Below are 19,729 nucleotides of genomic sequence, written 5' to 3' on the forward strand. Positions count from 1 at the left end.
GAAGGAGATCGCTGCACATGCGTGGCGCATGAGTTATCCCTTTTTACTGGTGCTTGTTCCGGTGGTTTTTCGAGACGTTTTCGTTGCTGCAGGCAACGGCAGTGCTTGGTTGAGGATATATTGGGTTAGTAAGCCAACCGGGCGGCCAGTTGCTCCTTTTGCGGCGCCGCTTTTCCATGCTGTTCCGGCAATATCCAGATGGGCCCAGGGCCAGCTGCCAATGAATTTTTGCAAGAACTTGGCTGCTGTAACTGCACCAGCTTCGCGACCGGCCACGTTGGCCATATCGGCAAAATTGGTTTTCAGGCCGCCGCCATATTCAGCATCCAAAGGCATGCGCCAGCCTAGATCTTGCGTTTGTTCGCCAGCTTTCAGTAAATCATGGGCCAAGGCGTCGTCACTGGCGAATACGCCACTGCGCACACCGCCCAGTGCAATGACGCATGCGCCTGTTAATGTGGCAATGTCGATCACAGCTTTGGGCTGTAAACGGTCGGCGTAAGTGAGTGCGTCGCACAGAATCAAGCGACCTTCGGCATCGGTGTTGAGGATTTCAATGGTCTTGCCGCTCATGCTGGTGACCACATCGCCTGGCTTGATGGCTTTGCCGCCTGGCATGTTTTCGGTCGCGGCAATCAAACCCACCACATTCACACGCGGTTGTAGTTTGGCTAGCGCTTGGAAGACGCCCAACACACTGGCAGCACCGCACATGTCGAATTTCATTTCGTCCATGCCAGCTGCTGGTTTGATGGAAATGCCGCCGGTGTCAAACGTTACCCCTTTGCCTACCAACACAATCGGTTGCTCTGACTTGGCTGCACCTTGGTAATGCAGTTCAATAAACTGCGGGGGCTGAGTGGAGCCTTGGGCTACGGCAAGGAATGCGCCCATTTTGAGTTTTGCAATGTCGCGTGGGCCGTGGATTTTGGCGGTGATGCCTTTGGCCTTGCCCAATTCTTGTGCGGTTTTTGCCAGCTCGGTGGGTGTTGCATGGTTTGCCGGTAGGTTGCCCAGTTCCTTGGCCAATTCCACACCTGCAGCAATACCTACAGACTGGACAAAGCTGCGCTGGATTTTGGCTTTATCGGCTACGCCAACTACCAATTTCTGCAAGGCGATTTTTTTCTCACTTGGTTTGGTAGCGGTATAACGGTAGCCACTGTCACTTAAGCTTTGTACCAGTGCATGCACTGCGCAGTCATCCAAGGTCGCATGCAAGCTGACAACTGCGGCCTTCTCGGTTGTGCTTTGGCGCAACGCGCTGGTAGCGCTGGCCAGGGCTTTGCTGATATCGGTTGCACTGCCAGCACCAGATGCGATCAGCAGAACGCGGCGGGCAGCAACTTGTGCGACACTGTAGAGCCACAAATGATTGCCCGTTTGGGTCAAGTCAAGGTCTTTGGCAGCAAGTGCCTGTGTAATGGCCGTTTCCAAGCCCGATGTGGTTTTGCCTGTGGCTGTTTTTACGCTGTCTGCGTCTGGCAGTAACACCACTAAAAGGTCTACTTTTTCTTTTGCAGCAGACAGTAAATTCAGGCTTTTGAGTTCCAACGTTGTTGGCATGATGTGCTTTCCTTTGGTCAATACGGCCTATAAATAGAACAATTGATTCGTCCAAACCCATGTTGTTTGATGCTTCTTTACGCAAGGATTTATCCCGCAGTTTCATTGGCACCTTGACCGTGTTGCTCACGGTGGTCGTCACGCTAATGCTGATTCGCACGCTGGGCCAAGCTAGCAAAGGTTCGGTCAGTCCGTCTGACATTATGCTGGTGATGGGCTACACCGTGCTTGGCTATATGCCGATTGTGCTGAGTTTGAGTCTGTTTGTGGCCATCATAGGTACCTTGGCGCGCATGTACCAAGACAGCGAGATGGTGATTTGGTTTGCCAGTGGCATGGGCATTGCAGGAATTTTGCCAACGCTGGCGCGCTTTGCATGGCCGCTGATTGTGGCTATTGCTGCCTTGGCATTGGTGGGCTGGCCTTGGTCGCAGGCACAGATTCTGGATTTGCGCTACCAGTTTCAGCAACGCAGTGATATTGACCGCATTGCGCCTGGCGAGTTTCAGGTCTCATCCAGCGGTGACAGCGTGTTTTTTGTCGACCGTGATAGCAGTTCTTTGGAGCAAGCCAAACAAATCTTTTTTGCCCGTATGCAAAGTGAAGAAAGCTCTGTGACCGTGGCCAAAGAGGCAAGTCTGATTCAACAAGATGGCCAGACATGGGTGCAATTGGCTTCGGGCCAGCGGGTAGAGCAAATTCAAGGGGCTAAACCAGCCATCCGCGTGATGGAGTTTGACCAGTACGATGCTTTGCTGCACCGTGACCCTGTGGGGGCGGCGCAATCATCAGTGCGCTCAACGCCATCGCTCGACTTGTTGCAACAATCCAATGATTTAGCCAATGCCTCTGAACTGGCTTGGCGCCTGGGGCTGGTTTTCGCGGCCATCAATTACGTGATCTTGGCACTGGCGTTGACCAGCAGTAATCCACGTTCAGGCCGCATGACCCACATCGTGACAGCGTTGCTGGTTTTTGTGGTCTATTTCAACTTACTTTCGTTGGGTGAGAGCTGGGTTGGACGCGGGGTTGTCAGTGCTCCAGTTTGGCTGGTGGTGTTGCACGGTGGTGTGTGCGCTGTAGGCTTGGCTTGGCTGTGGATGCGCAATGCCCAGTGGTCGCTCAAACGGTTGTGGGCGCGCAGGCAGGAGGTGCGTGTATGAAGGTTGTTACACGCATGCTGCAAAAGGAAATCATGGCCGCAGTGGCTATGACAACCAGCGCATTTCTTGCTTTGTTGATGTTTTTTGATCTGATCAGCGAAAGCCGCTTTGCCAGCCGTGCTGGCGCAGACAGCTACGGCATCACTGACGCGTTGGCACATTTGGCGTTTTCTGCGCCGATGCATGTATACGAGCTGATGCCCATTTGTGTGCTCATTGGCACGGTGTTTGTCATGGCACGCTATGCCAAGACATCGCAGTTCACGATTTTGCGTACCGCAGGTTTAGGCCCTTCACGGGCATTGGGCATCTTGCTCACGATTGGAGCCGTGTTCACAGGCCTGACCTTTGTTGTGGGCGATTATGTGGCCCCTTGGGCCGAGCGCTCTGCCCAACTGCTGCGTGCGCAGCATGTAGGGGGGCAGATTGTGGCCGGAGGCGGTACTGGTGCATGGCTGCGCGAGCGCCAAGGCGATCATTCCGTGATTGTGAGTGTTGCCGCGTTACAAACAGATGGTGAGGTGGTTGGTATTCGGATTTTTGAATACGACCGCGACGGACGGTTGGCTCGCCAGATTCATGCCAACAGCGCACAGGTCGACAGTGGTGCATGGCTGCTGGAGCAAGCACGTGAAGAGGTTCTGCCCGTTACCAGTGCGACCCCGGTGCGCGAATCTGATGGCAGCTTGACTGGCACGATGGAGTCATTGCGTGTAACCCAGTACCCTCAACTGCGTTGGGAAACCTCGATGAACAGAGAGATGATCAACGCCGCGATTCTCAAGCCTGATGGCATGTCCACCTTGCAGTTGGCCAACTATGTAAGCCACCTCAAAGCCAATGACCAGTCTACTCAGCGTTTTGAGTTGGAGTTGTGGCGTAAGGTGTTTTACCCTTTGGGGTGTTTGGTCATGATGGTGCTGGCGCTGCCTTTTGCTTACCTGCACTTTCGCTCAGGCGGCATCATGGGCTATGTTTTTGTTGGCATCTTGGTGGGCATCAGCTATTTGCTGATGAACAACGTATTAGGCTATGTGGGGAACATTCGCGGTTGGTCGCCGCTGCTCACTGCAGCAACGCCTGCGCTGGTCTATAGCGCATTGGCGTTGGGGGTCTTCACGCACATGGTGCGCCAGCGTTAGTTTGCGTTCGTTGGCGCGAATACGCTGTTAGCCAGCGAACTCAAAATAATTTACTTCGCTGTAGTTCTGCCACTTGCGGGGGCGGTGCAAAACTGTCGCTGCGAGCAACGTGCCAGAATGTACGAAAAAGGCCATGGGCGATCGCAGGCTCTCCGGAAAGCAGCGCTCCTGGTTGCAGAAAGGGATACAGCGTTGCAAAGGAACGCACTTCGTACGGGTTGATGCGGCGAATGATGTGTTCAGGCCCCAGTTGGCTAGGGTCAACTAAACCTGCGGCGCCCAAAATGTCGCGCAAAGCCTTCAGGGTGTTTTCGTGGAAATTGAAAACCCGCGTTGCCTTGTCAGTCGCATCCAGGTGTTTCCAGCGTGAGCGGTCTTGGGTCGCGATCCCTGTGGGACATTTGTCTGTATGGCAAGACAGTGACTGGATGCAGCCCAATGCAAACATGAAGCCGCGTGCAGCATTCACCCAATCGGCCCCCATCGCAATCGTGCGTGCAATGCCAAATGCACTGGTAATTTTGCCTGCTGCACCAATGCGAATTTGGTCGCGAATATTCAATCCAACCAAGGTGTTGTGTACCAGCAGCAATGCCTCGTTCATGGGCACGCCAATGCTGTTGCTAAATTCTGGCGGTGCCGCTCCTGTGCCACCTTCTGCGCCATCGACCACAATGAAATCGGGCAGTAAACCGGTTTCTTGCATGGCCTTGGCAATACCAAACCACTCCCAAGGGTGGCCAATGGCAAGTTTGAAGCCCACAGGCTTACCACCTGACAAAGTACGTAGTTTTTCAATGAATTGCAGCAACTCTAACGGCGTTGAAAAGGCCGAATGCGCGGCTGGCGAAATGCAATCTACCCCTTGAGGAATGCCGCGTGTAATGGCAATTTCTGCATTCACTTTGCGTCCAGGCAGCATGCCGCCATGTCCGGGTTTGGCCCCTTGTGAGAGTTTGACTTCAATCATTTTGACTTGCTCAAGCTGGGCATTCTGAATGAACCTCTCCTCGCTGAAATGCCCCTGTTCATCGCGGCAACCGAAGTAGCCAGAGGCGATTTGCCAGACCAGATCACCCCCACCTTCGCGGTGGTACATCGAGATCGAACCCTCTCCCGTGTCGTGGTAGAAATGGCCTTTTCTCGCCCCGTTGTTGAGCGCACGAATGGCATTGGCTGAAAGCGAACCAAAACTCATCGCCGAGATATTGAGCACACTGGCTGAGTATTTGTGCTTGCAACGTGAGCCGCCTACCAGCACGCGAAAATCATGCGATGGGTTGTGTGCTGGTGCCAGAGAGTGGTTGATCCACTCGTAATCTGTGCTGAAGACATCCATCTGTGTGCCAAATGGCACCACGTCATTGAGATTCTTGGAACGCTGGTAAATCATGGCGCGGTCCAGCCGCGAAAAAGGCACTTCCTCTTTGTCTGTTTGCACAAAGTATTGGCGAATCTCGGGGCCAATGGATTCCAGTCCGTAGCGAAAGTGCGCCAATATCGGGTAGTTCCTGCGTAGCGAGCTGCTCGATTGCCGCATGTCCAGTAAGCCCAGCAAGAATGTGGCCGAAAAAAACATGAAAGCAGCCCACCACCATGGCCAGGTCCAGGCCAATACGAAGGAGAGGGTGGCCAACACGATGGAAAGTGCGAAAGGAAGGTATCGACTCATGGTGGGGTTTCCTTTTGTTTTAACGCGCACTGAACGTTAACACGAGTCGACAGCCGGCTCTGCTGCTATGGCGCAAGTTCCAACGGTTGCCAGCAATATTAGGTGCAGCCTATACAACAACTGAGGTGTAGGACACATCTCGCCATGCAGAAGTGTTCTAAGTCGTCAGCTACGGAAGCAAAGAAGAACCAAAAGTGTTCCGCTGGCCAGCATGTTGACGTGCCTCGCTGCACACGACAAAAGGGTTCAAGGGAACTTCGTGCTGGGTATGTCTTTGCCTTTTTGTGTTCTTTTCTTGCTGCATGCGCTTGAAGTCAGATTAAACAAACGCCATAAGCACGAAGAACAACGTTGTCTGCATTCGTTTTTCCTTGCGATGCTGCCCTGGTAAAACACAAGTGTATTGTTTTGTTATTTTTTTTGTAGTGCTAATTCAATACTGAATTTTCGCAGCTCAGAGAAATGGATGTTGATACAGAAAACCGTAAGAGTTATTTTTTTTGCTTAATAAATGGGCAAACACAGCATTTGACACGATTTCCATTGTTGCATTCGATCTTGTTTGTTAAACAAAGTCAATCATGGTTAATCTTAGTGTTATTTAGATACCTTTAGTTTCATTTTTGAGCTTAGTTACATAGAATCAACCAAACCGAGTTTTCGGAGTGCTTTGCGCTTGCGATTGAGTTTTAGTGGCATTTTTTGCTGCATTGCAACAGTACGCAAGGCTTGGTTTAACGATGTGTTTCTGTTTGTTTTTCTTTCTTGGGGATGCAGCAGGAATGCACTACCAATAATTTCATTCAATGTGGGATTAATCATGAGAGATCTTGTTTCCCTTTTTTCAGGGCGAGCGCCTCAAGGCCAAGCCTTGCGCGCAGTGCGCCGTGGCAGGCCACAGGGCACGTTACTGAGTGGTTTGCCTGCACTATTGCCTTCAGTTGTTTTTGCAGGTGTGGCGGTGACGGCTGCATTGCCCGCGCAGGCCGCGGTGATGGAATTTGTGGCAGGGATGACGAATTCCGGCTCAGCTCCGTTTTCTCAGTCCGCATGTACGCTAACGCCGCCAGTCCCAGGGGAAGATGCCTGTGCCGGCGACTATATCGTGCGCACACACGACTATGCAGGCTACCGGGTAGGTTATTCGCTGACCCCGGCGGAATCGAATGTCTTGCTGACGATGACCATTCCTGCGGCCACAATTCCCCCTGCTTACAATGGCCCGCCTAATCCCCAGGTCGCTTTGTTCAATTATGTGGATTTGCCCGTTGGTGCAAATGGTTGCCAAGGCATCCAAGCTACACCTGTGGCTGACCCACCGCAACAGGGTGTTTCAGGCGTAACTGCTGATGGGCAGAAGGCATTTTGTTGGCAGCCTAATAATTCTTCCGCCAATAACCAAAATTTCCGTATGCGCATTGCCGGTACTGCGCCAAACGATACGGAGATACCCGCCCCCATCTTCACATTGACAACAAGCAGCGGAATAACGCCTGCGCCTACAGTTGTGCTTGATGGTCCTAGTTCTGATGGCACGGAAGAGTTTTATGGTTTAAAGCCACTCTATGTTTCTGCTGCCCCGAGGTGGGATGCAGTCAAATCCAATACTATCCGTGGCGCGCTGATGGTGCCAGGTAGCGGACCGAATGGGGAAGACGGTTATGTGTTTTCTTGGAACATCGGTGTGCGCGCAGTGGGTTCCCTCAAAGGCATTGAGGCGTTGAATACGGCCCGTTTTGTTGAGGATTATTCTGATTCCAATCCGTTATTACCAATAGACCAGACTGGCGCCGGAAATTTTCCTAATGCGCGTTTGGTCACATGGCCGATTGTGAATGCAGATTATGTGACAAGTACCAATATCACTGGCCCGTCCACGCTTGGCAACAGCAGTGTTCCTGTGGGGTCGCCACGCCATTGCGGCAATTGGCAGTCTCAGATGACTGTTTCCAGTAATTCATTCGACAACGTCGCCTACTATCCTGTGGATGCGGGCGCTGCTGTTACGAGTACTGGTGCCAATGCTGATATTTCGGTGAGCCGTGGTGGTGAATGTGTATTGGTTCCTGGTTCGAACGATACAGTAAACAAAACCGCAACTTTTGAGCTGATTGGTACAGACTTTAGTCTGAAGCACTTTCCCATTTATAAAGGATCGGCAAGGACTACTCAGTTGGTTAATTCGGCCAATTTGGAGCAGCCCACCAATGAATTTTGGGTGGCGAGTAAAACGGTTTTGGTGTGGGCACCGCTTACAGATGTCGTAATTCCACCTGGTCAGGGCGAAAAGATTGATTTCTTAACCAACAGGATCACATTTTTAGGAGAGTCTGTCACAGGCCAGAACAACCATGATCCCCATACTGATAGCAACGTTAATGTGCAGGCCGCTGAGCGTAGGATAGACGGCAGGGCAAGCAAAGTGCATTCGGCATGGGTCAATTTTTACTCAAACCCTAACGGATGGGACGTAACTGACCGCAACGATCCAAACATCACAACGGACTCGCATATCAACATTGCGGCCCCGGGGCAATATTTTGCCAACCGTTTGATTATCAGTAACGCTGGGTCGGAGCCATTGCCAGCAGGTTATACCTGCGACAAAATTGATAATGCGCGGACCACTTTTGTGGATGCGCGTGCGATTCCCTCTATTACACCCAATAATCCACGAAGGGCTGTGGACCCAGCTACAGGCATTCTTTCCAGATGGGAGGTGGGCCCGATAACCGGTTTCACACCGCGTTATGAGTTGGGTGTGGGTGGAGCAGGTATTACTAATGCCCCAAGTGCTGGCGGCGCAGCAACCAGCGGCAGCGGCACCTGGACCAGCGTGACTACAGTAAGCTCTCCTTATGATCAGGCCAATGTGGCGTCAGGGACTATGGGCACCAGTGGTTGCGGAGACTTAGATGCAACATGGTTTGACTCGATTGATGCATTGCAAGCGGCTGGTTATACATTGCAGGATGTGTCGCGGGTGCGCATGAGCTATGACGGTATGCAACCTGGCATAAGTTTCTGGCACATTATTCCAAGCCGGGTAAATAGCGTTACGGCATTCGCAACTGCTGTGGGATCAGCAAACGCTCCGTTTGTTGCGCCAGGCACGGTTGTAGCTGAAAACAGCACCACGACAGACATGATGTCAACCAATGTGTTCGACTGGGTGTATTCTGGCAACCGTGTTTTTAATGCTGCGAATAGTTTTGAAATTTATCAAAATGAATTTCCACAAATCACCAAGACTTCTCCTAGCCATCCGAACTCAGGATTGGTTGTACCAGGAAGCCAAGTGACGTACCGTTTGGTTGCGAACCTGAGTACTTCTGGCAGTGCGCATACAACAGATGTCGCTGTATACGATGTACTACCACCGCACATGGAATATGTCGCAGGCTCAACAACCTTAGGTGGTACCGTTTTTGCAGACCCGCAGTGCCACGTTGGGCCTATGCCATGGCCTACAGGCTGGGGTTCACCTACGACAGCCTCTGCGGCCATTCCGGCTGGCTACACCGCATGCCGCTGGGATTTACCCGGGCAAACGGCGACCAAAGCGGCTCCGGGTAACGCTCTAGCAAATTTACCTGCCTTGCAATTCCGGGCGAGGGTCAGTGCGAACGCGACAAGTGGAACTCCTTTGTTGAATACCTCGTTTGCCGATTCGACCAACAATTCTTTGCGAGCAGCCCGCTATGCGGGTGGGTCAACTGGTTTTGCCTGTGTTCCTAATCAAACTTGTTCATTCAGCAACTGGAACCTGTCTGTAGACGCGGCCCCTGGCGCTGTGTTGAATAAGGTGGTGAGTCATGAGGTGGTACCCACCGACTCTGACTTTAGTTACCAACTGCAGTACGGTGCAATTGGCAATACCATGCATGACTTCCGCTTGATTGATGTGTTGCCCCATATGGGGGATGGTCGTGTGCCTCCGACCAGTTTCTCCGGTAGCTTTGGTTTGGCCGGCCCGGTATCAGCAACTGCCACTTCCCTTGAAGGTGGGACAGATGATACTGATGTGGAGATTTATTACACCAGCAACACTGCAACGAATATTCATAACGCTCCCTACGATGTAAGCCATGTTTTGGATGGTTCTGGAGCCAATAGTGCCACTACAACCAATTGGTGTAGCTCGCTTGGTGGGAGCAACTGTCCTACTGCCTGGGCTGATGTAACGGCCATTTATGTCCGTGCGAAGGGTGGACAAGCTATTTCGGCTGGGCAGATGTATGAGCTCAAGGTTGAGATGTCTGCCAGCGGTAATACAGTAGGGAATATGTATGCCAACCAATTTACGGGTGATTCACCTAGTTTGACAGCGCGCAATCCAGGCTCGAATACCGTGACCACACGTGTCGTTGGTCCTGATCTGGCGATCGCCAAATCGGTCAGTCCTGCACGCGTAACTGCTGGGCAAAATGCTGCATACGAAATCATTGTTCGCAATGACAATTCCCATGTCAATGCAGGTCCGTTTCTAACAGGCAGCATTACCGTTACTGATCCTCTGCCAGCTGGTTTGACCATTGTGGCAACGCCAACAGGGGATGACTGGAATTGCAGTGCCTCTACAACAACAGCGGTCACCTGTGAGTATTCAGGCGCACTCCCTATTCCAATGGGGGCTACAGTGGGCGGTCCGATCACGTTCGGGGCTCAGGTGCCAAGCCCATTGGGCGCACTGACGCAGAAGTATCTCAATACTGCGAGGGTGATTACACCCACTACAGAAGTGACGACGGACAACAACGAAGATACAGCAGAATTTACCGCATTGGCTGAACCGCAAATTGGTACCTATAAGTACATCGACACTGCGGGTGGCTTGCCTGAAGCCAATAGTGACGGTACATGGACTGTTTCTTATGTCGTAGGTGCCCGTAATTATGGTCCGCAAGACGTGACGTCATTTAACTTGACAGATACTTTGACAGGTAGCGCGCCGAATTTTGGCAACCATGTGTCGGGTACGCCAACGGTGCCGGGCACCTATACCATCCTGGGCGGTTCACAGTCGTGCTCAATTGAACATGGAGAGGTTCTTCCGGGTGCAGAGTACGAGACCAATCCAGGTTTCAATGGCGATACGGCTACCAATTTGTTGCGGAACGCGACGGTATTGCCTGCGGCATCTGCCAGTTCTCCAGGCGAGGTGAGCTGTCGTTTTGCCGTGCGGTTTGCACCTGCTGCTGGGCAGTTTCATTTTGAAAATACGGCCATCGCCAGCGGTTCGGCAGACGGTACGCCAGTGACCGATCGCAGCTTCAACGGGAGTGATCCTAAGGGGGGCAATGCATCGGAGTTGCCAACGCATCCAGACAACGATGTGCCGACACCATTGGACATCACGCGTTCTGTGCAACCTACTGTGACCAAAACTGCTTCGGTAACCCAGTTCATTGAAGGCGATGTGACACCATTGGTCTACACCATCGTGGTTGGAAATGCAGGTTCTGACGGTTTGAACGACTTTACGGTGGTCGATACGCCGGCAACAGGCGTCACGTTAGGCAATTGGACTTGTGCAGTAACCAATGCTGGTGTTCCCTATGTGGGAGTGGCGACCGCTTGTGGTGCAGACAATGGATCCGGTGCGTTGAATACCACTGTTGATCTGCAGCCCGCAGCAGAGATTACCTATACCATCCAAGCGACAATTGGTGCATCAGTGGTGGATGAAGCGATCAACAGTGTGACGGTGAGCACACCGCCAACGCTTCCACCTGAAGTGACTTGTGTATCTGATTGCTCGGTTGAGAATACCAGCACGGTGACCAATGAACCACGAGAAGTGCAGCCAACCGTGCGTAAAGAGGCCAATATTGCCAGCTACCAACCTTATTTGACAACAGCAGTGCAGTACAGCATTGTGGTTGGCAATACAGGGCCACATGGCGGCACAGGCTTTAACGTAGTCGATACGCCACCAACAGGGGTCACGATTGATTCTTGGGAATGCGTTGTGACCACGCCTGGCACAACCTACTCTGGTGTGACAACAGCCTGCAGTTCGGCCAGCGGAAATGGCGCAATCAACACGACTGTGGACTTGCAGCCAGGTGCTGTTGTGACGTACACCGTGTTGGCCACCATTGCTGATGATGTTGTGGGCAGTTTGACCAATACCGCTGCCGTTACTTCACCACCAGGCGCTGAGTGCACAACCAGCTGTTTGGTAGAAGATGATTCAACCATTCCACCGAAGCCATTTGGCGCGCTGACTGTGCTCAAGAGCGTAGACAAGTCCTACTATGTGTACACAGCTGCAGAAGAAACTGTGCAGTACACCATTGAGGTGACCAACAGTACGGAAGGGCCTGTTGTGAATGCTACGGTGGCAGATGCGCAGCCTGCAGGAGTTACATTTAACGGTTGGACTTGTGTGGTCAGCAACCCTGGGGTAGATGCAGGCTTTGCCAATAGTTGCACGGCCAGTGGCAGTGGTGATATCAGCGATACGGTTACCCTTAATCCAGGTGCTGTGTTGACGTATACGGTTGAGGCCACGATTGCAGCAACTGTGCGTGAACCAGTTGAAAACGTGGCGACCGTAACGGTTCCTCCTGAGCAATGCACTACAGCGCCTTGCACAACGGAATCAACTGTGACCACCACTGGAACGCCAGACAGCACGCCTGTGCCATTGGGTGGCTTGCTGCCATGGCTGGCGATGTTCATGGCAATGCTGGCGGGTGGTTTTGTAACCTTGCGTCGTCAGGCCCATTGATTGGTTGCAGCCCTTGATACGTAGGCATCAGGGGCTGCTCAATCACTTGAACATGAATGGACGGGCGTAATCAAACTGCGGCAACCTACAGTGTGTAGAGGCATGCCATGTGCTTGAGTACACGACAGTTGAATGCAAGTGGTTACGCCAGTAAAGAAAAAGGAGTGCAATCGCACTCCTTTTTCTTTACTGAGATTGGGCAACTGAAAGTTGATGTCGCACTACCCGAATCAAGGTAGTCGGTAGGCGTCTTAGGGCGAGGTGACTTTGTAGCCGGCTTCTTCAATGACCGCTACCAAGGTCGAGCGCGGCAAGCTGCTGGCGACACTCACTAAGCCAGTAGGCAAATCCACTTGGATTTTGGCAGTGTTGTCGGTTTTCAGAATGGCTCTTTGCACAGCGTTGACGCAGTGGCCACAGGTCATGCCGGTCACTTTGAAGGTTTGGTTCATAGGGATCTCCTTGGTGTTATACGGGAATGGCTGGGCACGTCGCATGTGCCCGTTAAAAGTGTCTGTTGCTTGCTCGCATATCGTAGCTTGGATGTGAATCTTCTGTCGACTGTGCTGCTATCGACGGGGTGTTTATGGAGGGGGGGCGTGCAACCAAAGCGCTTGTATGGCGGCTTGGGCCAATTGGAAGATGCCGGGACTAAACAATTAGGGTTTCGCTATACGTCAAATTGGCGTGAAAATGTATGCGCCGTATGGGCGTTACAGTTGCCCGTAACTGTGCAGACCTCCCAAGAAGAGGTTGACGCCTAAGAATGCAAATGTGGTAATGACCAGGCCAGCCAGTGCCCACCAAGCCAGCACAGGGCCGTGCAAACCTTTGACCAAGCGCAAGTGCAACCATGCTGCGTAGTTAAGCCAGACAATCAGCGCCCAAGTTTCTTTGGGGTCCCAGCTCCAGTAGCCTCCCCATGCTTGGGCGGCCCACAATGCGCCCAGTATGGTGGCAATGGTGAAAAAGGCGAACCCCAGCGCAATGGTTTTGTACATGAGTTCTTCAAGGATGGGAGCATCTGGCAAGCGCCGAGCCAGAGGTTGACGTAAGCTCACCAGCACCGCGACCCATACAGCGAGTAACCCTGCGTACAGCGCGATATGGTTTGTGGCATTGTGCTGGAACGCGAAAGGCGTTGCGCACAAGGCAATGCCCAGCAGCCATAACGTCGCCAGTGTCCAAGATAGCTTGCGCTGTGCATGGTGCTGAATGAGCCATGCAAAGGCAAGCATCGCCGCCAGCGCAAACGCGCCATAACCAATGAAATTGGCCGGCACATGCAGTTTCATCCACCAGCTTTGTAGTGCAGGTACCAAGGGCTCAATGGCATGGGCTTGGTAATTGACGCTATACCAGAATAAAAAACCAACAGTGGCACAAATCAGTGGCAGCACCAGTGCCCCCATATGGCGCATGCGTCCAGCATATTCAGCTTCGTAATAAAGGTAGAGCACGGCGGTCATCCAGCAAAAAAGAATGAGCACTTCGTACAAATTACTGATGGGGATGTGGCCCATGCCGGCCCCCAGAAGATGGCTTTCGTACCACCGCACGAGACTGCCTGTGAGGGCCATGCAGCAGGCGGCCCAAGTGAGCGTACGCGCGATGCTGCTCAATGGCGAATGTTCAGCGCGCTGGGCCGTTTGCCACAGTGCCAGCCAATAAAACGTGGTGGCAAGCGCGAACAGTACCCCCATCCACAAGATGGCAGATTGGCTTGAGAGTGCGTATTGCAAAGCCCAACTGTTTTGGGCTTGTTGCAGGTCAGGCCCGTTTGGAGTTTTGTAAAGCGTGATGGCCAGCAAGCTCAGCGTGGCAGTGCTGATGGCAAAGCCCTGTAATGGCCGCCAGTTGCAGCCCAGCACACTGATGAGAAGAGCGCTGCCTAGCAGCAAGGCTGTTTCGTATGCATCCAGTGCCGCAGCGTAGTGCCACCATGTCCAAAGGCTGGCCGCGCAGGTCAGCAGTACAAAGCCCGCATTGCACAGGCGTGAAATGGTGGTGCGCTTGGGTGCGCCATGAGTGGATGTGCGCTGCGCCAAGGCGGGAGTTGGCGGTGGTGGAGGGGCTGTCATGAGTCAAAGGTGCGCTGCGTGCCTAGTAGCAAGGTGGTAAGCGCAGTGAATTCTCGGCTGTTTTCGCGTTGCGGACGATTGGACGACATGGCGATGGTGACTTGGTGTGTATCCATGTTCGCTTGCGTTGGCAGTGCGTGAATCCATACCCACAACCGGCGTTCACGCACAAACAGCATGATGAATAGACCCACCACCAACAACACACAACCTGGGTAAACCAAGTAGCGGCCAGGTGCTTTGCTGACCAATAGCACGCTGGTGTATACAGGTGTGAAGTTTCGAAGGGTGTAGAACACAGTGGCGGGGTAGAGCACCATGTCGTTGAGGCTTGCTACGGCAGCTTGCATGAATGCTTGTGTCTGTGGCGATTGCGGGTCACGTGCAGGCAAGTGTGCAAGCGCGCGCGCTTGCTGCAGCAGCTCCAGCAAGGTGTTGGTGAGCACGCGGCGCATCATGTTGGCTGCTTGGGTTTGTTCGTGAGTCGGTACATGGGTCTCAATGAATTGCGACAGGATCTCAAGGCCTGTTGCTGCATGTGCTGATGTGGACGCAGGTGCGACCTGTGGTGTGGTTGGCCATGCGCTGACAAAGAGATCTAGCACTTGTTGGCTAGACTGCGCCAGTTGTGTTTGTGTCGCAAGGGGCGCATGGGGCAAATCGCCTTGTGCGTAATGGGCAGCTGCGGCTGCGCGCATGGCAGGGTTTTGCATGGCATGGAGCAGGCGCACAAAGTCTTGCAGGCCACCATCAGCATCTTGGGGGAGGCGCCAAAAGACCATGGCCTCTTGCGCCGCAGTGCGTGCCCCAAACAGATACACGGGGACGCCATCGTCGAGCGTAATGGCGTGTGTGTAGTTCTGGAATTCAACGGCTTGCCCTGCGGCATCGCGAATGCGGTAGAGCATGCTGGAGCCTAGCGCAGGGCGTGCGCTGTTTACTGCCGTCAGATCGACTTGGCGTACATCTTGTATTGCAGCTTCTTCAATCCCTACGATCTCTAGGCGAGCTTCCGCAGGAGAGGGCATTTCGAGCTGTTGGCCTACTTTGGCATGAAGTGGCGCTGGCAAAAGCGGTTGCGGGTTGGTTGCAGGTGCGTTATGCGATGACGCTATCAATGGTACGGGCTGCAATTGAACAGGCGAGCCGCTATCGCCAAACCCGGATTGGTAGATCGAGAGGCCATGGGTATGCAGGGGCGCATTGACGGCAATAAGCCCATCGTCTGCTTGCGCATGGTCTTGGTCGTGAATGCGCACAACACTGGTGAACATTTTGGCTGCGCCCGTGGCGTACTGTTCACGTTGGAATTGGCGCAACTCAATCTCAAAAGGCAAAGGCTGCAGCCAATATCCATTGGCCGTTTGAACGATGGCGTCGCTGGCACGGGTGCCTTCGCGCACGAGTACGTTACCGCGATAGGCCAGGGTATTGCCACTCAGGCGGTGGGCTTGTGGTGTCTGCATCAACGCTTCAAAGCTAGCAGCAGGGGCGATATTGCTCCACTGCGCTTGCATGCGCAACCAGAAGTCACTGTCGATCAAGCCCCCTAGGCCAATGAGCACAATGGCGCTATGGCTGGCGATGTAGCCCCAGCGATGCCCTGTGCCACGTTTGGCTGCTACTAGCCATCCGGTAAAGACGTCCTGTGTCCCAGTATGTTTGCTGCGCCGCTCTTGAAGACGTACCCGCCAACCTGCGTTTTGCAATTGCTGTGCCCATTGGGTAGCCAGTTGTTGCGGTGGCTCAGGGTGCGAGTGTTGTGCGTGCACATGCCAAGGCATGGCCTTCAGGCTGCTGATGCGGATATGTTCCTGGTAGCGCCGCATGCCTGCAATGAACTTAGGGGCGTTGCGCAGCACGCACAGTGCGGTGCTGAGTGTGAGGAAAGCCAAAATCAGCATGAACCACCATGCGCTGTAGATGGCGTGCAATTGCAAGAGCGCAAAGATGCTGGCCCATAACGGACCAAAATCGGCCAAGTATTGCGCTGCAGGAGCATGCTGGGGCACTACTGTGCCAATGACCGACGCCAGTGCCAATACACATAGCAAGGCGATGGCAAATGGCATGGAGGACAGCAGCCGATAGCTGCGCCGCAGATGGGCACGCCAGTGGTGGTGTTGGTCTATGGAACCCGCTGCCATGGGAAAATCTGCTGTAAGGCTAGGCACATTGAAATGCCGCATGCCTCCTGTTGCGCAGTGCGCTATACGTGTTTTTTGAAAAGCTGTCTATTGTGCGCCTAGGCACTAAGCCTTCATTTTGTGGCGGTTATGCTATCTGCTTTGAGCCGTGCAAAATGCAGTGCATACTGCGGCCCATGACCGTTTCTTCTGCTTCTTTACACGCTGACCCGCTTGAGGCCAAAAAGGCCTTGGGCTGGTGGCACACCGCCCGTTTCATGATCACGGCGGCCCAATTAAACCAAGTGCCTCCTATCGACTTGCCTGAAGTGGCTTTTGTAGGGCGCTCCAATGCCGGTAAATCAACCTGCATCAATACGCTGACCCAGCAGCGTCAATTGGCGTTTGCCTCTAAAACACCAGGACGTACGCAGCACATCAATTTGTTTGCTTTAGGGCCTAAAGAGGCCCCTCAGGCTGTACTGGCAGATTTGCCTGGTTATGGCTATGCGGCCGTTCCCCAACAAGACAAGTTGCGCTGGCAGCGTGTGATGGCAAATTATTTGCTCAGTCGCCCCAACCTGAGCGCGATTGTGCTGTTGTGCGATTCGCGTTTGGGCCTGACAGAGTTGGATGAGGCGCTCTTGGAGATGATTCGCCCGCGGGTAGAAGCGGGTTTGCGCTTTTTGGTTTTACTCACCAAGGCAGACAAGCTCAACCGTACAGAGCAGACCAAGGCGCTGCAGATCACGCGCTTGAATGCAGGCGGCGGGCAGGTGCATTTGTTTTCAGCATTGAAGAAGCAAGGCGTCTCCGATGTGGCCGTCTTGTTGCGCGATTGGTTACTGGAAGATGCGCAGCAAATGGTTGCAGCATCAGAAAACACCGAGGCTGCAGTGCCGCAGGAACAAGGTTCTGCGCCTGAAGCTTAACAACGAATGGAGATGTGATGGCTGCGAACCGAGTACAAGCAATAACGTCGAATGGGCCTGCTCCGATGTGGGGCGTTGTTCGTAGCGCATGGGTCGCTGGCACCTGTGCCATGGCCCTGTGTACTGCGCAAGCGCAAACCTCAAGCACAGAGTCTTCTTCGCTGGGTTTGAAGGCCACCCCTGACGCATCCAGTACAGCCTCAGGCGCGCAAGCGGGTGATATCGGATGGCTGGAGTCCGCCCGAGACTACACCTACGGCGCGTCGTATTGGTTGGCCAGTACGGTGGATGGCTGGTTTGGCGATGAGCCTTTTGATGACAAGGGCAAAGTCTCTGGCTATGTGCGCTTGAACTCGTTGTGGGATCAGCGCGAAGGCGTGAAAGTCAATGCGCGTTTTCGCTTGCGCGTGGGATTGCCCAATTTGAAAGACAAGGCGTACGCGTTCATTGGTCAGGACAACAAGGATGAGATCGTGCGCGATCAGCCAGAGGCCTTTACCCGCGAGCAAATGTTGCTGCGTGAAAGCCGCCGTGGTGATCAGTCTTTCTTCGCTGGTTTGGGGTATGACTTTCAGGATAATTTGGATTTTCGCGTCGGTTTTCGTGGTGGTTTGAATCCCTACGTGCAGGCGCGTTATCGCACGCAATGGCAGCTTTCGCCGCGCGATATGGTGTATTTCCGCGAAAGCTTGTTCTGGTCGGTCAAAGACAGTTTTGGCTCCACCACCGTGGTTGACTACGAGCATGCGCTGACCTCGTCATTGCTGGCGCGGTGGAGTACCGTGGGAACCATCACCCGTCGTACAGACGGCTTCGAGTGGCAAAGCAGTGTGGGCTTGATCAAAGACTTCCCAGGCATTCGCACGGCATCGGTGGAAGCATTGGTGCAGGGCACCACCGGTGAGGTGGATATTTCAAACTATGGCATCAGGACGTCTTGGCGCCAGCCAGTCTATAAAGATTGGTTATTTGGCAAAGTCACTTTGGGCCATTTCTGGCCGAAAGACAAGGTGTTGGTCAGCCGCGAGCGCGCTTGGGCGCTGGGCTTGAGTGTGGAAATGCACTTCTGAATCTATGGGCGATAGGTCGGAGCGTTCAGGTGTTTGCGCGAAGCGCGTTTGCGAAGACTCCCGCCTGACGCAAAAGGTGCAGGACATTTTGAGTGATCCCTGAAGCCTGCACATAGCCATTATTGTTTTTGGATGGTCGCTTTTAATCAGCAACCATCAATCCATGCAATAAGTGCTGTGCTGTGGGCTGCGTTTTATGCTTCCCGTTTCAATAACGATCGGGCACGTGCATGTTGGCTGGCACAGGGTGGCGCAGATAGTCTGGGTGGTAGACCCGCGGTGGCAAGGCCACTTCTGGATGTGGGATGGCTTCATAAGGCAGTTGATCAAGCAAGTGGCTGATGCAATTGAGGCGCGCTTTTTTCTTTTCCACTGCTTGCACAATCCACCATGGCGCCTCGGCAATATGGGTGCGCTCAAGCATGACTTCTTTGGCCTTGGTGTAGTCTTCCCAACGGCGACGCGATTCCACATCCATGGGACTGAGTTTCCATTGTTTGAGTGGGTCGTGAATGCGCGCCATGAAGCGGGCCTCTTGCTCCTCGTCAGTGATGGAGAACCAGTACTTGATCAGACGAATGCCTGAGCGCACCAACATGCGCTCAAACTCTGGCACGGAGCGGAAGAACTCTTCGTATTGTTCGTCATTGCAAAAGCCCATCACGCGCTCAACGCCGGCGCGGTTGTACCAACTGCGATCGAACAACACGATTTCACCGCCTGCAGGCAGGTGCGAGACGTAGCGCTGAAAATACCACTGCGTGCGCTCACGGTCGTTCGGTGCGGGCAGGGCGGCAACACGGCACACACGTGGGTTAAGACGCTGCGTGATGCGCTTGATGACACCACCTTTGCCGGCGGAATCCCTCCCTTCAAAGATCACCACGACTTTTTCTTTGGTGTGCTGAACCCAGTCCTGCAGTTTGACTAATTCACCTTGTAAACGCAGTAACTCACGGAAGTAGGTTTGGCGATTCATGTCGCCGTCATCCACACTGTTCTCGTCAATACCCAAGGTTTTCAACAGACTGGCATCACTGAGCCGATCATCGTCGATTTCTTGTTCCAACTCTTCGTCATAGCTGTCGATCAGGTCGCGCTCAATACTGCGCAGAATGTCTTTGTGGTGGGTGAAGGTGGGGCGGTCGTTCATGGGGTAACTCCTAGTGATCACGCACGATATGCGTTGCGCATGACATCTTTATGACACAGCTTGGCCGCTTACTGCACAGGTCTTGTAA

At 53.4% G+C, this 19,729-nt stretch carries 12 protein-coding genes; 5 read left to right on the forward strand and 7 right to left on the reverse strand.

The features are described 5' to 3' along the window. Positions 1 to 33: 33 nt before the first annotated feature. Positions 34 to 1,566 carry a leucyl aminopeptidase gene (locus tag E9531_RS03430; RefSeq protein WP_136572349.1) on the reverse strand — a complete coding sequence of 511 codons (1,533 nt, stop codon included), beginning with the start codon at positions 1,564 to 1,566 and terminating at the stop codon, positions 34 to 36. 59 nt (positions 1,567 to 1,625) lie between these two features. On the opposite strand from E9531_RS03430, the gene lptF reads away from it, so the two are divergent. Both lptF and lptG read left to right on the forward strand, forming a co-directional pair. Further along, the gene (gene lptF / locus E9531_RS03435; protein ID WP_136572350.1) at positions 1,626 to 2,729 is read left to right on the forward strand and encodes an LPS export ABC transporter permease LptF; all 1,104 of its coding nucleotides are present in this window, start codon (positions 1,626 to 1,628) and stop codon (positions 2,727 to 2,729) included. Further along, positions 2,726 to 3,871, forward strand: coding sequence for an LPS export ABC transporter permease LptG (gene lptG / locus E9531_RS03440; RefSeq protein ID WP_136572351.1), 1,146 nt, complete (start codon positions 2,726 to 2,728; stop codon positions 3,869 to 3,871). Before lptF ends, lptG begins: the two co-directional genes overlap by 4 nt. Before the next feature lie 40 nt (positions 3,872 to 3,911). Here the strand turns inward: lptG and E9531_RS03445 are convergent, their stop codons facing one another. Then, positions 3,912 to 5,543 (reverse strand): FMN-binding glutamate synthase family protein, encoded by a 1,632-nt coding sequence (locus E9531_RS03445; protein ID WP_136572352.1) that lies wholly within the window; start codon positions 5,541 to 5,543, stop codon positions 3,912 to 3,914. Between the two features lie 633 nt (positions 5,544 to 6,176). Next, positions 6,177 to 6,365 (reverse strand): hypothetical protein, encoded by a 189-nt coding sequence (locus E9531_RS03450; RefSeq protein WP_136572353.1) that lies wholly within the window; start codon positions 6,363 to 6,365, stop codon positions 6,177 to 6,179. On the opposite strand from E9531_RS03450, the gene E9531_RS03455 reads away from it, so the two are divergent. Beyond that, the gene (locus E9531_RS03455) at positions 6,364 to 12,279 is read left to right on the forward strand and encodes a DUF11 domain-containing protein (protein ID WP_136572354.1); all 5,916 of its coding nucleotides are present in this window, start codon (positions 6,364 to 6,366) and stop codon (positions 12,277 to 12,279) included. The genes E9531_RS03450 and E9531_RS03455 overlap by 2 nt on opposite strands. Before the next feature lie 251 nt (positions 12,280 to 12,530). Here E9531_RS03455 and E9531_RS03460 read toward each other — a convergent pair whose 3' ends face one another. From E9531_RS03460 to E9531_RS03470, 3 genes are all read right to left on the reverse strand, one after another. Next, the gene (locus E9531_RS03460; RefSeq protein ID WP_136572355.1) at positions 12,531 to 12,731 is read right to left on the reverse strand and encodes a heavy-metal-associated domain-containing protein; all 201 of its coding nucleotides are present in this window, start codon (positions 12,729 to 12,731) and stop codon (positions 12,531 to 12,533) included. Between the two features lie 261 nt (positions 12,732 to 12,992). Next, positions 12,993 to 14,360 (reverse strand): c-type cytochrome biogenesis protein CcsB, encoded by a 1,368-nt coding sequence (ccsB, locus tag E9531_RS17745; RefSeq protein WP_244609962.1) that lies wholly within the window; start codon positions 14,358 to 14,360, stop codon positions 12,993 to 12,995. Then, the gene (locus E9531_RS03470; protein ID WP_158291711.1) at positions 14,357 to 16,507 is read right to left on the reverse strand and encodes a cytochrome c biogenesis protein ResB; all 2,151 of its coding nucleotides are present in this window, start codon (positions 16,505 to 16,507) and stop codon (positions 14,357 to 14,359) included. The genes ccsB and E9531_RS03470 overlap by 4 nt, the downstream gene beginning before the upstream one ends. A 176-nt stretch (positions 16,508 to 16,683) precedes the next feature. Here E9531_RS03470 and yihA point away from each other — a divergent pair, with 176 nt between their 5' ends. Both yihA and E9531_RS03480 read left to right on the forward strand, forming a co-directional pair. Further along, positions 16,684 to 17,418, forward strand: coding sequence for a ribosome biogenesis GTP-binding protein YihA/YsxC (yihA, locus tag E9531_RS03475; RefSeq protein ID WP_136572357.1), 735 nt, complete (start codon positions 16,684 to 16,686; stop codon positions 17,416 to 17,418). A gap of 17 nt (positions 17,419 to 17,435) precedes the next feature. Next, on the forward strand, positions 17,436 to 18,488 hold the full coding sequence (locus E9531_RS03480) for a hypothetical protein (RefSeq protein WP_211343360.1): 1,053 nt from the start codon (positions 17,436 to 17,438) through the stop codon (positions 18,486 to 18,488). A gap of 208 nt (positions 18,489 to 18,696) precedes the next feature. Here E9531_RS03480 and ppk2 read toward each other — a convergent pair whose 3' ends face one another. Further along, complete coding sequence (ppk2, locus tag E9531_RS03485) at positions 18,697 to 19,641, reverse strand: polyphosphate kinase 2 (RefSeq protein WP_136572358.1); 945 nt, start codon at positions 19,639 to 19,641, stop codon at positions 18,697 to 18,699. Between the last annotated feature and the right edge of the window lie 88 nt (positions 19,642 to 19,729).

Source organism: Lampropedia puyangensis, from assembly GCF_004833285.1.
In the GTDB taxonomy this organism is placed as follows: domain Bacteria; phylum Pseudomonadota; class Gammaproteobacteria; order Burkholderiales; family Burkholderiaceae_C; genus Lampropedia; species Lampropedia puyangensis.